The organism is Meiothermus sp., from assembly GCF_037443965.1.
Classification (GTDB): domain Bacteria; phylum Deinococcota; class Deinococci; order Deinococcales; family Thermaceae; genus Meiothermus.
On sequence record NZ_JBBINI010000019.1, the window covers coordinates 54,875 to 71,367 of the forward strand.

General features: G+C 56.7%; 18 protein-coding genes and 1 pseudogene. 15 read left to right on the forward strand and 4 right to left on the reverse strand.

Annotated elements, in window-relative coordinates; genetic code table 11:
• Positions 1-111 precede the first annotated feature (111 nt).
• Genes WKI89_RS11195 through WKI89_RS11205 form a run of 3 tightly spaced genes read left to right on the forward strand, consistent with a single transcriptional unit; the run spans position 112 to position 1,966 of the window.
• Positions 112-873, forward strand: coding sequence for a 50S ribosomal protein L11 methyltransferase (locus tag WKI89_RS11195; RefSeq protein ID WP_337869656.1), 762 nt, complete (start codon positions 112-114; stop codon positions 871-873).
• Between the two features lie 2 nt (positions 874-875).
• A complete protein-coding gene (locus WKI89_RS11200) occupies positions 876-1,574 on the forward strand; it encodes a 16S rRNA (uracil(1498)-N(3))-methyltransferase (RefSeq protein WP_337869695.1) in 699 nt (232 codons plus the stop codon).
• Positions 1,571-1,966 (forward strand): hypothetical protein, encoded by a 396-nt coding sequence (locus tag WKI89_RS11205; protein ID WP_337869658.1) that lies wholly within the window; start codon positions 1,571-1,573, stop codon positions 1,964-1,966. The genes WKI89_RS11200 and WKI89_RS11205 overlap by 4 nt, the downstream gene beginning before the upstream one ends.
• A gap of 19 nt (positions 1,967-1,985) precedes the next feature.
• On the opposite strand, the gene WKI89_RS11210 is transcribed toward WKI89_RS11205, so the two are convergent.
• Positions 1,986-2,879 carry an AEC family transporter gene (locus tag WKI89_RS11210; protein ID WP_337869660.1) on the reverse strand — a complete coding sequence of 298 codons (894 nt, stop codon included), beginning with the start codon at positions 2,877-2,879 and terminating at the stop codon, positions 1,986-1,988.
• Positions 2,880-3,004: 125 nt separating this feature from the next.
• Between WKI89_RS11210 and WKI89_RS11215 the strand changes: the two genes are divergently transcribed.
• From WKI89_RS11215 to WKI89_RS11270, 12 genes and pseudogenes are all read left to right on the forward strand, one after another.
• Positions 3,005-3,967, forward strand: a complete 963-nt coding sequence (locus WKI89_RS11215) for a SelL-related redox protein (protein ID WP_337869662.1) — start codon at positions 3,005-3,007, stop codon at positions 3,965-3,967.
• A 5-nt stretch (positions 3,968-3,972) separates the two neighbouring features.
• Positions 3,973-4,419, forward strand: a complete 447-nt coding sequence (locus tag WKI89_RS11220; protein ID WP_337869663.1) for a hypothetical protein — start codon at positions 3,973-3,975, stop codon at positions 4,417-4,419.
• Positions 4,420-4,645: 226 nt separating this feature from the next.
• On the forward strand, positions 4,646-5,314 hold the full coding sequence (locus WKI89_RS11225; protein WP_337869665.1) for a response regulator transcription factor: 669 nt from the start codon (positions 4,646-4,648) through the stop codon (positions 5,312-5,314).
• Positions 5,315-5,414: 100 nt separating this feature from the next.
• Positions 5,415-6,374: an ATP-binding protein gene (locus WKI89_RS11230; RefSeq protein WP_337869667.1), complete on the forward strand. Its 960-nt coding sequence runs from the start codon at positions 5,415-5,417 to the stop codon at positions 6,372-6,374.
• A gap of 22 nt (positions 6,375-6,396) precedes the next feature.
• Positions 6,397-7,059, forward strand: coding sequence for a phosphate signaling complex protein PhoU (gene phoU, locus WKI89_RS11235; protein WP_337869669.1), 663 nt, complete (start codon positions 6,397-6,399; stop codon positions 7,057-7,059).
• A gap of 345 nt (positions 7,060-7,404) precedes the next feature.
• On the forward strand, positions 7,405-7,848 hold the full coding sequence (locus WKI89_RS11240) for a universal stress protein (RefSeq protein WP_337869671.1): 444 nt from the start codon (positions 7,405-7,407) through the stop codon (positions 7,846-7,848).
• Between the two features lie 508 nt (positions 7,849-8,356).
• A pseudogene (locus WKI89_RS11245) lies at positions 8,357-9,386 on the forward strand (transposase).
• A gap of 227 nt (positions 9,387-9,613) precedes the next feature.
• Positions 9,614-10,168 carry an elongation factor P gene (gene efp, locus WKI89_RS11250; protein WP_337869673.1) on the forward strand — a complete coding sequence of 185 codons (555 nt, stop codon included), beginning with the start codon at positions 9,614-9,616 and terminating at the stop codon, positions 10,166-10,168.
• A gap of 316 nt (positions 10,169-10,484) precedes the next feature.
• Entirely contained in the window at positions 10,485-10,997 is a 513-nt protein-coding gene (accB, locus tag WKI89_RS11255; RefSeq protein ID WP_337869675.1) for an acetyl-CoA carboxylase biotin carboxyl carrier protein, read from the forward strand.
• A gap of 72 nt (positions 10,998-11,069) precedes the next feature.
• Entirely contained in the window at positions 11,070-12,413 is a 1,344-nt protein-coding gene (accC, locus tag WKI89_RS11260; RefSeq protein ID WP_337869677.1) for an acetyl-CoA carboxylase biotin carboxylase subunit, read from the forward strand.
• Between the two features lie 173 nt (positions 12,414-12,586).
• Positions 12,587-13,213, forward strand: coding sequence for a site-2 protease family protein (locus WKI89_RS11265; protein WP_337869679.1), 627 nt, complete (start codon positions 12,587-12,589; stop codon positions 13,211-13,213).
• Positions 13,214-13,867, forward strand: coding sequence for a site-2 protease family protein (locus tag WKI89_RS11270; protein WP_337869681.1), 654 nt, complete (start codon positions 13,214-13,216; stop codon positions 13,865-13,867).
• Here the strand turns inward: WKI89_RS11270 and WKI89_RS11275 are convergent.
• Genes WKI89_RS11275 through WKI89_RS11285 form a run of 3 tightly spaced genes read right to left on the reverse strand, consistent with a single transcriptional unit; the run spans position 13,848 to position 16,323 of the window.
• The gene (locus tag WKI89_RS11275; RefSeq protein WP_337869683.1) at positions 13,848-14,669 is read right to left on the reverse strand and encodes a deoxyribonuclease IV; all 822 of its coding nucleotides are present in this window, start codon (positions 14,667-14,669) and stop codon (positions 13,848-13,850) included. The two genes, WKI89_RS11270 and WKI89_RS11275, sit on opposite strands and share 20 nt — an antisense overlap.
• On the reverse strand, positions 14,666-15,283 hold the full coding sequence (locus tag WKI89_RS11280) for a septal ring lytic transglycosylase RlpA family protein (protein ID WP_337869684.1): 618 nt from the start codon (positions 15,281-15,283) through the stop codon (positions 14,666-14,668). The genes WKI89_RS11275 and WKI89_RS11280 overlap by 4 nt, the downstream gene beginning before the upstream one ends.
• Complete coding sequence (locus WKI89_RS11285; RefSeq protein WP_337869685.1) at positions 15,280-16,323, reverse strand: aminopeptidase P family protein; 1,044 nt, start codon at positions 16,321-16,323, stop codon at positions 15,280-15,282. The genes WKI89_RS11280 and WKI89_RS11285 overlap by 4 nt, the downstream gene beginning before the upstream one ends.
• Positions 16,324-16,493: the final 170 nt, after the last annotated feature.

Below are 16,493 nucleotides of genomic sequence, written 5' to 3' on the forward strand. Positions count from 1 at the left end.
AGTGCTATGCATCGGGCAGGGGCATGAAAAAAGCTTATTGGGCATGAATATTGGAGGTCTCGGCAATGCTTGGGGTCGCCCTTCGCCCTGTCTGCGCTAGACTATCGGGGTATGCACGTCTTCCGTTTGCGCGGCGACTTTACGACACTCGACGTTTATACGGCAGCGCTGTTTGAGCTGGGTGCACGGGGCTTGGAGGAGAAGCCTGGCGAGGTCTGGGCCTATTTCCCCGAGCGCATTGAGCTCCCCCTGCCGGGTGAGTGGGTGGAGTTGCCCGATACCGATTGGATCGAAGCCTACAAGCGCGACCTAAAGCCCGTACAGGCGGGGCCGTTCGTGGTGCTGGCTCCTTGGCATCAGTGGGAGGGCGAGGAGCAGCGTATCCGTATCGAGCCAGGCATGGCATTTGGGACTGGACACCACGAGACTACCCGGATGGCCTTGGAAACGCTGGCTCAGCGCATTGAACCTGATATGCGCGTACTCGACCTAGGCACGGGTTCGGGCATCTTAGCCATAGGCGCCGCATTGCTGGGCGCGGAGGTGGTGGGCGTGGATATAGACCCTGCAGTGATTCCTCAAGCCCAGGAGAATGCCCGCCTTAACAATGTGCAGATACGTTTTTTGCTAGGGAGCCTAGAAGATGTCGAGGGCCCGGTGGATCTGGTTGTCGCCAACCTTTTCGCCGAACTTCACGCTTATCTTGCGGGGAGTTATCGGCAAATCTTCGGTGTGTGTGGGACGCTGATACTGACGGGCATCTTACTCGAGCGAGAGCACATCGTCCGGCAGGCTTTGGAAGCCCACTCCTTCGGCCTGCTGCAGCGCCGCCAGGAGGGCGAGTGGGTCTGCCTGACCTATGCGGCGGTATAGCCATGCGTTCGCACCGTGCATTTGTTCCTGAAATTAGGTCAGAGACTGAACTGGTTGGCCGCGAGGCACATCACCTGATGGAGGTTTTGCGGGCCAAAAAGGGCGATCTACTCACTGTGTTCGATGGCCGGGGGTTGGAGGGGCGGGCCATTGTGGTGCAGGTTGAGCGTGGAAGATTACTTCTTCGTATCGAGGAAACTTGGCCTGCCAGCAAAGAAACCCCTCAGCCCATCACCCTTTATGTGGCCTTGCTCAAGAGCGACCATTTGGCCGAAGTGGTTCGTGCTGCTACGGAGCTGGGCGCTAGCCAGGTGATCCCCATTCTCACCCAGCACTGCGTGGTGCGTGAGCTGAGCGAGAATAAACTCGTTCGTCTGCGCCGCATCGCCCTCGAGGCAGCCAAGCAGTGTGAGCGCAGTGTAATTCCTGAAGTTAAGCCATTGCTGTCACTCAGCCAAATTCCCATGGTCGAGCAGGGTTTTGTGGCCCAGCCCAGGGCATCGGCACTGGTACGGGATTACTTCAATCCCGAAAAACCCACGTCCCTCCTCACCGGCCCGGAAGGGGGTCTTAGCGAAGCCGAAGTTGGACGGCTCGAGCAGCAAGGCTTCACCCCCGTCACATTGGGGCCGCGTATCCTGCGGGCAGAAACCGCACCGATTGCGCTTTTGAGCCTAGTGACTGCGGCTTTAGGATTATGAATTTCTTGCGCTTGCTGATGGTGGGTTGGTTGCTCTTGCTACCAGCCTGTCGCTATACCTTTCTCCCGCTCGATCCTGGCCGTGCGACCTTGCCGGATCGCTTCAGCGTGAGCGGAACCCTGGAAACCATCGAGCGCGGAGCAGTTGCAAAACTAACGGTTCGGCGTGTCTCCGAGCCCAGCTACCTCGAGCTGCGCTGGTACAAGGGCGACCAGCTTTTCCAGGAGCGTTCGATCTGGGTTGAGAAACCTGGCTCTTACCAGGCCCAGTTTGAGCGACTTGACGATGGCTATTACCGGCTGATGGTGCTGGTGCAGAACAGCCCCATCCTGCAACTCGAGATCGGAACACCCCTGCTCCCTCCGCCCCCTGCACCCCCACCTGAATCCTAAGTTGCGGCGGTTGCTGGGCTCATCCCAATCCAATCACCAGCAAAACCAGCGGAATGGTCAGAAACGACAACATCGAGGAAGCCACCACTGCTCTGGCGGCCCGGATACCATCCCCACCGAATTCCCCAGCCATTAGAAAAGCATTCACGGCAATCGGCATAGCACTTTGCAGCACCAGCACCTGGATGTCCAGACGTTCTAGGCCCAGTGCCCAGCCAGCCAGCCCGGCCAGAAGCGGGGCTAGCAGCAGGCGCAAACTACTGGCCTGCAACTCGAACCGACCCCACTCAGGTTTGGATTTGGCAATTTGAATGCCCAGTGTCAGCAACATCACTGGAATGCAGGCCTGGCCTAAGAGGTGTACACCCTCGTCCAGCCCAAGAGGCAACGGAATCCCTAGCCAGCGCACCCACAAGCCACCCGCTAGGGCCCAGAACAAGGGCAGTTTGAGGGTAAACCACAAGCTTTGAACAAACCCACCCCCGCGCAAAAAGGCTGGCCCCAGCCCAAACATCAGAACACTGCTGGCAATAAAAAATACAATAGCCCGATCCAACCCTGGTTGCCCAAGAGCGAAAAAGGTCAGGGAAAGCCCCATGTTCCCGGAGTTTGGAAAAGTGGCGGAAGCAATCAAGGTTTTGGTAGAACCCTGGTCAAATCGCAACCACTTACTAAGGCCCAGGGCCAGAAAATATAAAGCCATCGAAGCCAGGAAAAACGCGGCAGTAATGCCGATCACGCTGGCCCCGGTAAGCTTAGCCCGCAACATGGCATCGAAAATGAGCACCGGAACCAGCAGATAAATCGAAAGCTTGGACAGGGTTTGCAGGTCGAAATCAATGCGTTTGCCAACCAGGTAGCCCATTAGTACGATAAATGCGACGGGGACAACAGTGTTGAGCAGGGCTTCCATACCTGGGTAGCTTACCCGAAGGCGGCTTTTGGGGCTACGTCTGAACAAAGTTTTACGGAATGGATACATGTTGGGATGTAGCCTCGGCGCACCTCAAGATGCGTATTGCTGTCTATACTCCGGTCATGTCGAAGGCTCGAGCACCGCTCTGGATGACCTATGTATTGCTGGCTGCCGCCGTCTACAACGTGATGTGGGGTGGCTTAGTGGTCTTGTTTCCCAACTTGTTTTTTGACCTGCTTGGCATTGTAGTGGATACTTTGACCTTGCCGATTTGGCAAGCTGTGGGCATGATTGTAGGGGTTTATGGGGTTGGATACGCGATTGCGGCGTTTGCCCCCTATACCCATTGGCCTATCGTGTTGGTGGGTTTCTTGGGGAAGCTCTTTGGCCCGATTGGCTTTGTCTGGGCAGCCTCTTCTGGGCAGATTCCCTGGGTTTTTGGGGTCAACAACCTCACCAACGATTTGATCTGGTGGATCCCGTTTTTCTTGATCCTGCGCGGAGCTTACACCCAGTTTCACCAGGAAGGCATTCCTGAATTCAATCGTATGCTGCAAATACCGGGCTCGAGCGGTCATACCTTGCGACAACTATCAGATCAACAGCCCCTGATGGTGGTCTTCCTACGTCACTTTGGCTGTACTTTTTGCCGCGAAACGCTGGACGAGATTGCCCGTAAGCGCAACTCTATCGAAGAGAGAGGGGTTCGAATTGCAATTGTTCATATGGGCACGTTGCAGGAAGGAGCAGACTTCCTAGCCCGCTACAGATTACAAGACCTGGTGCATTTCTCGGATCCAGAGCGGGAAATCTATCGTGCTTTCGGACTGCGCCGTGGGCGCTTGGGGCAAGTATTTGGGCTTAAATCCTGGGTTCGTGGGGCGTTGGGGTTGCTCAGGGGTTACGGCTTGGGACTAAGTTCTCCTATCGGCGATGGATTTCAAATGCCAGGGGTGTTTTTGCTGTATCGGGGCCAGATTATGCGAGCTTTCCGCCATGCCGAAGCTGCCGATCAGCCGCCCTTTCTAGAGCTTTGCGAGTGGTCTCCGGCAAAAACTAGTTTCCAACCCACAACAAAGGTATAAGTTCTATGATCGAAGGGGCTTTCAAGAGCTGGTTGATTCTCCATTTTGCCAACACCTGGTTTCTGGTGGGCCTGATCTGGATGGTGCAGGTGGTTCATTACCCACTGTTTGCCAAGGTCGGGCTTGCTGAGTTTGCTCGCTATGAAGTGGCCCATTCCAATCTGATAAGCTTAGTTGTAGGGCCGTTGATGCTGTTCGAGTTGCTTACCGCTGTCGTACTGCTGACACAATGGCCTGCGAGCATTCCGAGTTGGGTGGGATGGTTGAGTTTTATTTTGGTGGGGCTTATTTGGCTCACTACCATGTTTGTATCGGTGCCGCTGCACGCAAGACTGGCAACGGGTTTTGATGCCCATGTGCACGCTCTGCTGGTTGCCACCAACTGGATTCGAACCCTGGCTTGGACAGCTCGAGGATTGCTCATGGCCTGGTTGCTATATAAAATCTTGTAGCATCTAGGCTCGCGTGGGGCAACAGATTCGAGGCCCCCTGAGCCGAACCACTTAGAACACATAAATAGAGATTGTGGTTATGGTTTTCCAGATGTGTGTTTTTGGGATTTATATGGTTTCTACTCATTGTCATATCCAGCAGAACCGTCTACTGTAGAAAGCTCGCAGATCTTGCCAAGCAACTCATGACATTTTCCTGACGAAAAAATGGCTAAACTATGAATTGATGTCGAAGTTGCTGCTGGTTGAGGATGAGCCATCGGTGCGGATGGGTCTGCGTCTCTCGCTAGCTAAAGCTGGACACCAGGTCCTGGAAGCAGCGACTGCCAGCGAGGGGTGGGAAAAAATTGCCAACGCCGATCTGGTGATCCTGGACTGGATGCTCCCAGATGAGCCTGGGGTACGGCTCCTGGAGCGCCTGCGCCGCGATGGGCGCTATGAAAACCTGCCGGTTTTGATGCTCACTGCCAGGGCCGGAGAGGGCGACCGGGTAGAGGGATTGACCCGTGGAGCTGACGACTATCTGACAAAGCCCTTCTCAACCCCTGAGCTGATTGCACGGGTGCAGGCATTGCTGCGTCGGGTGGGCAAAAGTGGACGGCTGGAACGCGGGGCGCTTAGTCTAGATTTGGAACGTCACCAGGCTTTTTTAGATGGACACAGCCTCGAGCTCACCCGCCGCGAGTTCGAGCTGCTGGCTTTTCTCGCCCGGCATCCTGGGCGGGTCTATACCCGTGAAGAGCTGCTCGAGCGGGTATGGGGCCAGGAGTTTCTGGGCACGGCCCGCACGGTGGATCAGCACGTGGCACAACTGCGCGATAAACTGAGTGAAGACCCCAAAGCCCCACGGTTCCTGGAAACCCTGCGGGGCGTAGGATATCGGTTTAGAGAGTGATGGGAGGCATATTGGATACTCAAAGCGCCAAGGAGATCAGGGGCGTCCTATTGTTGCGGGTACACCCTCTTATTGTTATCCTAATGCGTTCCCCATAGCTATGAACGCCCAACTGCAAGATGCCTGGGAAGCAGCCCGTGAGGGGGTGTTGGTTTTTGCGGAAGACCGTGTGCTCTATCTCAATCCTGTGGCAGCTGCGTTGTTGGGAGTGGAACGGGAAAAGGTTCTGGGTCGCCCTTTGCTGCTGACGTTGCGAGACCACAAACTCGAGGCCCTGTGTCGAATCGGGGGCGAGTCCACCATCGAAACCCGCAACCGCACCCTCTGGGCCAAGGCCATTCCCGGCATCTTGTTGCTGTGGGACCAAACCGAGGAAAGAAACCGTGTTGAGGCACTGGAGGAGTCCAGCCGGGTTCTGGCCCACGAGTTCCGCACGCCGGTGGCCGGAATGCTCTCTTTGCTGGAAGCACTACAGAGTGGTCTGAAGGGTGTTGATGCGGACGAAGCCTTGCAGATGCTATACCTGGAAACCCAGCGCCTGCGGCGGTTGGTGGAAGATTTGCCACTCACCCGACTACCTTCGCAGGAGCGCACTTTTGCCTTGGAGGAATTACAAGACCGCCTCGAGCGTTTTCTGGCCCCCCAACTGGCTGCGAAATCGGCCTGGATTCGCTGGCAGATTCCCCATACCATCCGGGCCAACCCCGATGCGGTGTATCAGGCGCTTCTCAACCTGTTGGACAACGCACTCAAGTACGGTAGTGGTTCAGAGATAGTGGTCATAAGCGGCGAAGATGCCAATGGGGTGTGGCTCGAGGTACGCAATCAAGGCCAACCTCTAGAGGAGTTCGAGAAGCTCTTTCAAGCTGGTCAGCGTGGGCTGCACGCCGCCAATGTACGGGGTACCGGCCTGGGGTTGGCGCTGGTACGGCGGCTGGCGGGTGGATGGGGTGGGACAGCGTATGGGCGTGCCCTCGAGAAGGGCAATGCTTTTGGCCTGACCTTTCCTCGACCTGCCGGCACCCCTTCGGATCGTCAAGTAAATCAATCATTTGTTTAATCTTGAGTTGTGGAGGATAGATATGCGCGAAACCTTAGATCGAGAGCTGAACCACCTGACCGAACAGACCATTCGCATGATCTCGCTGGTGCGCGAAATGGTAGAAAAAAGCGCAAAGGCCCTGGCTGAACAGGATCCTCGATTGGCCCAGGAAATCATTGCCCAAGATGCCGAGGTAGACGCCCTGGAGCTAGAAATTGAGGCCAAAACCATAACCCTAATGGCCCGTCAGGGGTTGGTGGCATCGGACCTGCGTTTCGCGTTTACCATTATCAAAGCCCTCACCGACCTCGAGCGGGCCGCCGACTATGCTGCCCATGTGGCCGAGGATGTAATCGTACTGGCCAAGGAGCCTCCCCTCAAAAACTACATCACCCTGCCCGATATGGGCCGCCGCCTGACGCTGATGCTGGACCTGGTTTCTAAGGCTATCGCCGAACGCGACATCGAAGCCGCAAAACAAATTTTCCACCGAGACGACGAAATTGACGGGCTCTACGAGGAGGTCTCGCGTGAACTCCTAACCTACATGATGGAAGATCCTCGCACCATCACCAAAGCCCTTACGCTAGGCCGTATAGCCCGTAGCTACGAGCGCTTGGGTGACCACCTCGAGAACATTTCTGAGCGCATTCTCTACTGGCTCACCGGCAAGATGGAAAAAAAGCCTGAGGATGTGTTCTAAATAACCCCCAAAATCAAGATTCTTTTTCGACACCGAATACATCACAGTTCGTTGATTACTTCTCTGATTAGCGGTTCCAAACCCTTTTGGCAGAGGGTTCTTCGTTGCTGAGTCTTTCCTCTCTGCATTGGGCATATGACCCTTGACTTCTTTGTTTGACATTTGCGAATGGAATTTATCCTTCTGAAAGCCAATTTTTTAATTGATAAATTTCTTCAGAAACCCCGCGTGATGTCGCTGGTGTATCTTTCCTGAGGGACACAAGCCCCTAGGCTACAGGTTTAGGGTATAGACCAGAGCGAAAGCCTTGTGCTGAATTGACCTGTGCGCCCCAAGGAGGTTGGTATGTTCAAAAAAATCCTGATCCCTACAGATGGTAGTGAGTTTGGCCAGGACGCCCTCGAGCAAGGGCTGGATCTAGCCAAGATGTCGGGGGGAGAGGTGACCATACTGTACGCAATCGAAAGCCCCTATGAACCCTTTCAGGACTACGCTACCCAGCCGCCCGAATACTTCGAGAAGCTGATGAACGAGTACAAGGCGCAAGCCAAAAGTGTCTTGAATCGGATTTCTGCAGAAGCTGAATCCAAGGGTGTGCATACCCGTGCGGTCATCGTAGAACAGCACCCCGTGCCAGCCATTCTGGAAGCTGCCAAGGATCACGACCTAGTGGTGATGGCAACCCACGGGCGCAAGGGTATTGATCGCGTCATGATGGGTAGCGTGACCGATAAGGTGCTCCACAACTGCTCCACGCCGGTTCTGGTTGTTCGTGGTGTCTCAGGGTAGTTTCTAGGGGTTTGGTAAGTTAAAAATTGATATGCAGTGAAGTTCCCAAAAATGAAGCGCTCAAAGTAACTTCCAGATATTAAGGGAGCCAAATCCATCCCAGGAACTAAGTTACCGGAGCACTAGGTTGCATCCTCAAATGCTCCGATCTCTACATCAGGCATAAAAACCCCGTCATTGCGAGGCGTAGTTGGCCGAGGAATCTGTTGGGGTGCGGTCAAGGAAATCGCCTGTTTCTGTGCTGTATCAGATTCCTCCTTCGTCGAAATGACCGGTGCTCAGTGATGGGAGCTCGAGGATTCTTGCATGAGATTCTTAGATGCAAGTTTTGAGATAACCAAAATCTCCATCGTGGGTGCACTTAGAAGGGATACAGTTTTTTGCCGGCTGGAAGAAGGAATGTACCAGCAGAATTCTGAGAGAATCTCAAGCTGGTGGATCGTGTAAGGAATTATTTGTAGGGGTTTGTGTAAAAGAGGGGATACCGCAATCAACGAGGAGTTACCCCATGGATCAGGATACCCTACAGGTGATTTTGCGCGAAGCGGTGAGGGAAACAGCAACCGAGGTCTTGTAGATTCTGCTGGATGCCGACCGGGAGGCCTTCTTGCGGGAACAGGGCGGGCGAAAGAACGGCTACAGAGAGGAAGCTGGAAACCACCCTGGGCCCGGTGGAGCTGGCGATTGGCGGTACTAGCCCGCCTTCCTCACCCCCTACGCTCGGCGCCTGGTGGACGTGGGGGGAGGTGGCCATTGCCCTGACGCAGCGCAAAGCGGTGGAGGTGATGAGCCTGTTGCTGGGGCACCGGTATACCCACGAGACCGTGAGTGCGCTGACCGATCAGACCCTGGAACGGCTGGAGGCTTTTCGCCAGCGGCCTTTGCCCGAGGAGCTTGCCTGGGTCTGTCTGGACGGGCTGCGGGCAGGTCTGGGGGTTCAACAAGAAGTGGTGTAGGGGGCGCTGGGCATCACCCCCAGGGGGAGCGATGGGTGCTGGGCTGCTGGCTCCTGCCCACAGAGAGCGCTCTAGCCTGGGACGTGTTGAAGGGCTTGTGGCAAAGGGGGCTGCGACGGGTATTGCTGTTCGTCAGCGATGGTCGGGTGGGTCTCCAACAAGCCATCCAGCGGGTCTAGCCTGGAGCCGAGTGGCAGCGGTGTGTGGCGCACATGATGCGCTCCAGCCTGGCGCAGGTGCGGGGGGCGGTGGTCGAGCCTCTACGCGCGGTGTACCGGGCAGAAAGCCGTCAGGAAGCCCTGGAGGGTCTGCGGCGAACCTGGGGGTCGAGGTACCTGGTTGGTGGGGGGGACTCAGCGGCGCTCAGGAGCACCAATCTGATGGAACGGTTTATCCGGGAGATAAGGCGCAGTACCAGGGTACGAGACCACAAGTTTCCTAGATCGGAGGCGGTGTTCAAAGCAGGAGAGCCAATGGACAGAACGTACACTCAGAGGCTTTGCCGAGGCAGAGGAGATGCCAGAACAGATGCTGAAGGAGCGGTACTTCCCCTCTACACAGACTGCTACATATAAATCTTGACACTACCTTGGACGCAGCCAGAGGTGAAGGATTCAAGCCGACCGAAGGGAGTAGAAAAGTATTCCGGTAGTGTCGTTTAGGCTTGCCCAAGTGAACGATACTGCCGAAATGCATTTGACCCCAGCGGGACAGCCGTGAAAACTGGTTACTGTTTTTCCAACAACCCACTTCACTTTTCTTTGTCCGGTTCATCCTGTACACTTTTGCTTTGGGTACAAGGAGGGTAAATGATTAGCGTTACCGACCTGCGCAATGGAACCAAAGTAAAAATGGATGGCGCACTCTGGCAGTGCGTGGACTATCAACACCAGAAAATCGGGCGGGGTGGTGCCAAAGTAGTGGCCAAGTTCAAAAACCTCGAGACCGGGGCGACTGTGGAGCGTTCGTTTAACTCGGGCGAGAAGCTCGAGGACATCTACGTTGAAACCAAAGACCTCCAATACCTTTACCCTGAGGGCGATGAACTGGTGTTCATGGACCTGGAGACCTACGAACAGTTCCATGTTTCGCGGGATATATCCGATGCCACCAAGTTTCTGAAAGAGGGCATGACGGTGCAAGGGGCCATGTACAACGGCCGCCCGCTGGACATCACCCTACCTGCCTCGGTAGAGCTCAGGATCGTTGAGACGCCGCCAGGTGTGCGGGGCGATACGGTTTCGGGGGGCACCAAACCGGCGACCCTCGAGACCGGTGCGGTCGTACAGGTTCCGCTGTTTGTCGAGAACAACGAGGTTATTCGTGTAGATACCCGGACGGGTGAATACCTGGGTCGGGCCTGAGCAGTGCTAAACACAACATTTGTGATCCCGAGCAGAGCCCCTTCCTTGTGCGGAGGGGTTACTTAATGCCATCTGGGCATTGATGCCTGCCTGCCAGCGATAATACCGCTTCCGCTTGAATCCTTCACCGCCATGCGTAGTCAAGATGAAGGATTCATGCCGACCGAAGGGAGTAGAAAAGCAGTTCGGCAGCATCGTTTAGGCTTGTCAAAGTGAACGATACTACCGAAATGCGTATAAAACCAACCCCAGAGGCTTATACTACTATAGGCTACAACCTACGCAGCCTTAGCTCAGTGCTGTTTCGGAGGCAGTCATGAATGCAAAGGAACTGAAGTCCATCCTCCAAGCCCTGCAAGAGCATGAAGTGTCTGAGCTGACCCTCGAGACACCGGACTACAAGCTCACCATCAAGCGTGGCGGAGAGGTGCAGTACGTAGCGGCCCCTGCACCGGTCGTCATCCAGCCTCCGGCTGTGGCCCCTGCTGCCCCTGCTGTGGGCCCTGCACCGGCGGCAGCGCCCGCCCCCGCTACGCCCGCCCCCGCACCTGCGCCCAAAGCCGAAGCACACAGGGAAGACACCAGTAAATACGTCGAAGTCAAAGCCCCCATTGTGGGAACCTTTTACCGCGCCCCCTCACCCGAGGCGGAGCCTTTTGTCAAGGAAGGCGATACGGTCAAAAAAGGCCAGGTTTTGTGCATCATCGAGGCCATGAAGCTGATGAACGAAATCGAGAGCGAGGTATCCGGTGTGGTACGAAAAATCATGGTATCCAACGGAGAGCCCATCGAATATGGCCAAGTTCTGTTTTTGATCGAACCTGCATGAGAAGTGGTCCCGGATTGGGTGGGAAGGGTCGGCGCTTAACACTCAAGACGGGACACGTTTGGAGCGCGAAACATGTTCAAGAAAATAATGGTCGCCAACCGGGGTGAGATTGCCCTACGGGTACTCCGGGCTGCCCGAGAACTCGGAGTTAAGGTCGTGGTAGCCCACAGCGAGGCCGATAGCCAATCGCTGCCGGTTCTGCTGGCCGACGAAGCCATCTGCATTGGGCCACCTCCCTCTGCCCAGAGTTACCTGAATATTCCTAACCTGTTGTCCGCAGCGATCATCACTGGGGCGGAGGCCATTCACCCAGGTTACGGCTTTCTAGCAGAAAACCCCCAATTTGCCGAAATGTGCCGCGATCACGGAATCGTTTTCATCGGCCCGACCCCTGAGTCCATGCACAGCCTGGGCTCCAAAGCGGGGGGGCGGGAGATTGCGGCCCACTCCAATGTGCCTACCGTGCCGGGTACGGGGGTGTTGCAGTCGGTGGAAGAAGCCATCGAAGCTGCCGAGAAGATTGGTTATCCGGTACTGCTCAAAGCCAGTGCGGGGGGCGGGGGCCGGGGCCAAAAGGTGGTGCGCTCTTCGGAGGAGATGAAGGGAGCCTTTGCCCAGGCCCAGGTCGAGGCGCAGAACTACTTTTCCGATCCCGCCCTGATTCTGGAGAAATACATCGAGCTATTCCGGCACGTTGAAGTGCAGGTGATAGGGGATGGCAAGGGCCACGTGATTCACGTGGGTGAGCGCGACTGCTCGATCCAGCGCCGCAATCAAAAACTCATCGAGGAGGCCCCCAGCCGCCTCGATGAGTCCTTGCGCCAGGAGATTCTGGCGGCTGGGGTGCGTCTGGCCAAGTACGTCAACTACCAGGGGGCGGGGACGCTCGAGTTCATCGTGGATCCCGATGGCAACTTCTACTTTATGGAGATGAACACCCGCATCCAGGTCGAGCACTGCGTCTCGGAGATGATTTCGGGCCTCGACCTGGTCAAACTCCAGATCAAGATTGCCGCTGGGGAGCCTTTTACCCTTCAGCAAAGCGATGTAGTGCTCAAGGGCCATGCCATCGAGTGCCGCATCAACGCCGAAGACTACGACAAGGATTTCCGTCCCAGCATTGGCAAGGTCGAAACCCTGCACTTCCCCGGCGGCCCCGGTGTGCGGGTAGACTCCCACCTTTATGCCGGCTACACCATTCCCCCTAACTACGATTCACTGGTGGCCAAGCTCATTATCCACGGCGAAACCCGCGAGGAAGCCATTGCCCGAATGCGACGGGCCCTGGCCGAGACGGTCATCGAAGGCCCAGGCGTCAAGACCACCGTGCCTTTCCACCTCAAGGTCATGGACAATGCTTTCTACAAGCGGGGGGCCATTTACACCAACTTCGTCACCACCCGCATGGCAGATTAATACCGGAGAGACTGTCTTTTTGAATCCCTCGGCTCAGACTGGCTCACCGCCCTCTGACGAGGAACTAAGCGAATCTGGTATTGAGCAACTCCAGGTTGCCGCAGGTAAAAACGGCCTTAGTGTGAGCCAGATTAGCCCACCTTTGGCTGTCAAGACCGTAAACTGGTAACGACATGTTCTTCTTTGAGCTTCTCGGTAGAGATCCCCTGGCCTATCTGGTTGTGTTTGCTGCAGGCGCTTTTGGCCTGGTTATTCACAACCTGTTCCAAGCCTACCTGGCCGACCGTTACAAGGACGGCGACCCCCGCCGCTATGGTTTTCTGACCGCCGAACCCAGAGTTCACCTGGACGGCCTGGGGCTTATTTTTCTGGCCCTGATTGGCTTTGGGTTCCCCCGCCTGGTTCCCTGGCGACTTTTTGGCCCCAAAGGGGCCCAGACCGCGCTAATGGGCCCCCTGGGGTTCTTTGTGGCAGCCTTTGTCTATATCTTGCTGGGCCGGCTGTTGGAAGGGGTGGGTCCTGCCACCGCCAGCATTGCGCTGGGCTTGCAGGTTGCAGGTTCCCTGATGATCGGCCATGCGGCGGTGTTTTTGTTTCCAGTGCCGCCTCTCGATGGCGCCAGGGTGGTGTATGCCATCGGCAGCGCCGAGGCTCGGCGCTTCATGGATCAGCTACAAAGTTATGGTTTTGTGGGTTTTTTCCTGATTTTTTTGGTTCTGAACCTGAGCGGGATACTGCCGGCTATCCGAGCGGGTCTGAGTGGTCTGCTAAATAGCCTATTTGCGGCCATCGGGTTGTAGATGGGTTTGCTTCCGCTTTTGCAAAACGACCCATTGGCTTTCGTGCTGGTGGCGGTGGTTCTGGTGCTTTCGCTGGCGCTGCACGAATGGGGTCACGCCATCACCGCGCTTTGGATGGGGGATTCAACCGCCAAGGAGCAGGGCCGCGTGACCTTCAACCCCCTCAAGCACCTCGACCTCATTGGTTCGCTGATGATTGTGCTGGTCGGATTTGGCTGGGCCAAGCCTGTCCCGATTTATCCGCCCCACTTTCGCAACTACCGGTTGGGCCTATTTGTGGTTTCGATTGCAGGAATTGTGATTAACCTGCTCATCGCCACGTCTTTGGCTTTACTTTTACGCTGGATGCTGGATGCCGGCCACTTGCAAAACCCCACCGCTTTTTGGGAGCAAGTGGCGCGCGTAGCTGTGGTTGCTGCCAGCATCAACCTCACCCTGGCGGTGTTCAACCTGCTCCCGATTCCGCCCCTGGACGGCTCCAAAATCGTGCAGAGCTTTTTGCCCTATCGCTGGCACCCCTACATCTGGCGCCTCGAGACCAACCCCACCTACGCCATTGTGGCCATGCTGCTGTTGCTCACGGTGTTTCGCCAGCCACTCAGCAGCTTTTTGGGCATGGTTCGTACGCAGTTTTTCAATCTCTTTGGCCTTTAGTCTGGACTGTGCCCAGCCACTCGCGTAAGACCCGCAGGTTGTGGGCATCCTCCCGTGTACCACGGGGGGTTTCCATGATAAAAATCTTGTCTTTGAGCCGTGGGTCGAGGAAAAAATCCCTTAGCGCATCACCAATCTGACCCTCCAGCAAGTTGGCGTGGTGGTCTATTTGCGAACCCCGTTCGCCGACCGAGTCGTTGAGGTGAATGACGGGAACCCGGTGCAGGCCGATGGTCTGCTCGAGCTCTTCCAGTGCATCTTCCAGGGTATAGCCCGCCGCAAAGGCGTGGCAGGTATCGAAGCAAACCCCCAGCGGCGTGCCTTCGATCAGTTCGGCCAGGGTGTGCAGGCTGGCTCCGAGTTTTTCCCCCCCTCCCGCCGTGTTTTCCAGTAGCAGCTTGGGGCCATTTTTACCCAACCCCGCCAGCTCGCGGGCCTGAAGGGCCGAAGCCCTGGCCGTCTTGCCCAGCCCTGAACCCGGATGCACCACCACGTACTCGATACCCAGCATCTGGGCTTTGGACAGGTCATCGGCCAGGCTAAACACGCTCTTCTCCCGCAAATCTCCCTCGGCGGCCAGGTTTACCAGGTACGAAGCGTGAATGACGGTAGGCAAGCCCCCCAGGTTTTCTTTCCGGGCTCTGAAACCCTCTACTTCGCCGGCCCGCAAGCTGCGGGTTTTCCAACTGCGGGGGCTTTTGGCAAAAATTTGAATAGCACCGAGGCCCAGCAAGCCCGCTTCCTCGGCAGCCCCGGCAATGCCAAGCTTGCCCGCGATGGATACATGAAAACCGTATTTCAATCGAGTATCTCCACCTTTACCTGAATGACCCCCTGGCGGTGCATGCCCAGCCGGCGTGCTGCCTCATAGGAGAGGTCTATGATCCGGCCCCGAATATAGGGCCCACGGTCGTTGATGCGAACCACGATGCTCCGGCCGTTTTGCAGATTGGTGATGCGCACTCGAGTGCCGAAGGGCAGGGTGCGGTGGGCCGCGGTGAGGTGAAACTTGTTGAAGCGCTCCCCGTTGGCGGTGCGCCGCCCATGAAAGCGCGGCCCGTACCACGAAGCCCTACCCAGTTGCACTGCCGGGTTTGCCGCGGTGATTGGTTTGGGTTCGCGTGGAGCGGGCGGTGGTCGGATGAAGACCCACGAAGGGGCTGGTGGGGTGTCTTCCACGACGGGTTCGGGAAGTGGCAGCACGTCCAGGTTCATCGGATCCCAGTCGGAAGCAGGGATGGCCAGCTCCAAACCCGCGGGCAAAGGGTCTTCGATCAGGCCGTTGATCATCATCAAGTCGGCCACATTTACCTGAAACAGACGCGCGATGCGCTCGAGGGTATCGCCGGGCTGTACCACATAGCCCTGGCCCCAGGCCAGTCCACCGCATAACAGCAGGGCAAACCAACGCTTCATAGTTCGATCAGGTGTTTGGGGCTTTTTGAAAAAACCTCGTGCCCGGTATCGGTGACCAAAGCTAAGTCTTCGATGCGGCAACCGGCCACCTGGGGGATGTAAACGCCCGGCTCGATGGTCACAATGTTGTCAGCCTCGAGGGTATCCTCCGAGGCCTGGCTCAGGCTGGGGCCCTCGTGGATGAACACGCCCACCCCATGCCCAAGCCCGTGGGTAAAGTATTCGCCGTAGCCACGCTGCGTCAAGTGGTTGCGGGCCAGCGCATCGAGCTCCTGGCCGCGCTTCCCGGGGCCAACCGCCTCCAGAGCCAGGGTTTGGGCCTCCAGTACTGCATGGTAGATCGAGCGCAGTTCATCGGAAACCTTGCCCACCGCCACCGTGCGGGTCATGTCGGAGCAGTACCCCCTAATCACACAGCCAAAATCCAGGGTAACCAGCTCGCCCGGCTGGATGATGCGCGGGCTGGCCCCGCCGTGGGGCATGGCGCTGCGTTCTCCAGAGGCTACTGTGGTGCTGAAAGCCAGCCCCTCTGAGCCGTTTTTGCGCAGGAAGAACTCCAGCTCGAGGGCCACCTCAATTTCCTGTACCCCTGGTTTGATAAAAGGCAGAATGTGCTCAAAACCCTGGTCGGCCAGTTGGGCGGCTTTGCGAATCCATGCGATTTCCTCGGGGGTTTTTCGCCTGCGCAGTCGCTCGAAAACCCCGTAAGTCGAGACAAACTCCAGCGTTGGGAAGTCTTTTTTGAACCCTTCCAGGGTCGCTACGCTCAAGTGATCGGCCTCGATGCCCACCCGCCCCTGGAAAAACTCGGAGAGCAGAGAGTTCATCTCGGAGCGCTTGAGCAAAATCCGATACGGAAACCGTTGCTGGCTGGCTTCTACCAGGTAGCGCCCGTCGGTGATCAGGCTGGCACCCGCGCGGGTGATCACCACTTTGGCATCCTTGCCCTCGGTAAAACCTGACAGGTAGCGGACATTGTGGGGGTTGGAGACGAAAAGTACGTCGAGCTCGAGCTCGTCTAGCAAGGCGTTGAAATCCACCCCCTGACTTTACTGCATCAATCCGATGACGAGTAAATAGATTCCTTCGTGTGCTACTTGACCTACCCCAGGGGATGTAAAAAAGAGGGGGTGCTATGGAAACCCACAGAGAGCACCCCCTGTACTATCTTGACGCAGAAACCCTCCTGGTGGCTACCTACGTCTGGGTG

Bases quoted from the DNA above. Each gene is read 5' to 3' on its own strand.
- WKI89_RS11195 (WP_337869656.1), top strand. From the start codon at position 112: ATGCACGTCTTCCGTTTGCGCGGCGACTTTACGACACTCGACGTTTAT.
- WKI89_RS11200 (WP_337869695.1), top strand. From the start codon at position 876: ATGCGTTCGCACCGTGCATTTGTTCCTGAAATTAGGTCAGAGACTGAA.
- WKI89_RS11205 (WP_337869658.1), top strand. From the start codon at position 1,571: ATGAATTTCTTGCGCTTGCTGATGGTGGGTTGGTTGCTCTTGCTACCA.
- WKI89_RS11210 (WP_337869660.1), bottom strand. From the start codon at position 2,879: ATGGAAGCCCTGCTCAACACTGTTGTCCCCGTCGCATTTATCGTACTA.
- WKI89_RS11215 (WP_337869662.1), top strand. From the start codon at position 3,005: ATGTCGAAGGCTCGAGCACCGCTCTGGATGACCTATGTATTGCTGGCT.
- WKI89_RS11220 (WP_337869663.1), top strand. From the start codon at position 3,973: ATGATCGAAGGGGCTTTCAAGAGCTGGTTGATTCTCCATTTTGCCAAC.
- WKI89_RS11225 (WP_337869665.1), top strand. From the start codon at position 4,646: ATGTCGAAGTTGCTGCTGGTTGAGGATGAGCCATCGGTGCGGATGGGT.
- WKI89_RS11230 (WP_337869667.1), top strand. From the start codon at position 5,415: ATGAACGCCCAACTGCAAGATGCCTGGGAAGCAGCCCGTGAGGGGGTG.
- phoU (WP_337869669.1), top strand. From the start codon at position 6,397: ATGCGCGAAACCTTAGATCGAGAGCTGAACCACCTGACCGAACAGACC.
- WKI89_RS11240 (WP_337869671.1), top strand. From the start codon at position 7,405: ATGTTCAAAAAAATCCTGATCCCTACAGATGGTAGTGAGTTTGGCCAG.
- efp (WP_337869673.1), top strand. From the start codon at position 9,614: ATGATTAGCGTTACCGACCTGCGCAATGGAACCAAAGTAAAAATGGAT.
- accB (WP_337869675.1), top strand. From the start codon at position 10,485: ATGAATGCAAAGGAACTGAAGTCCATCCTCCAAGCCCTGCAAGAGCAT.
- accC (WP_337869677.1), top strand. From the start codon at position 11,070: ATGTTCAAGAAAATAATGGTCGCCAACCGGGGTGAGATTGCCCTACGG.
- WKI89_RS11265 (WP_337869679.1), top strand. From the start codon at position 12,587: ATGTTCTTCTTTGAGCTTCTCGGTAGAGATCCCCTGGCCTATCTGGTT.
- WKI89_RS11270 (WP_337869681.1), top strand. From the start codon at position 13,214: ATGGGTTTGCTTCCGCTTTTGCAAAACGACCCATTGGCTTTCGTGCTG.
- WKI89_RS11280 (WP_337869684.1), bottom strand. From the start codon at position 15,283: ATGAAGCGTTGGTTTGCCCTGCTGTTATGCGGTGGACTGGCCTGGGGC.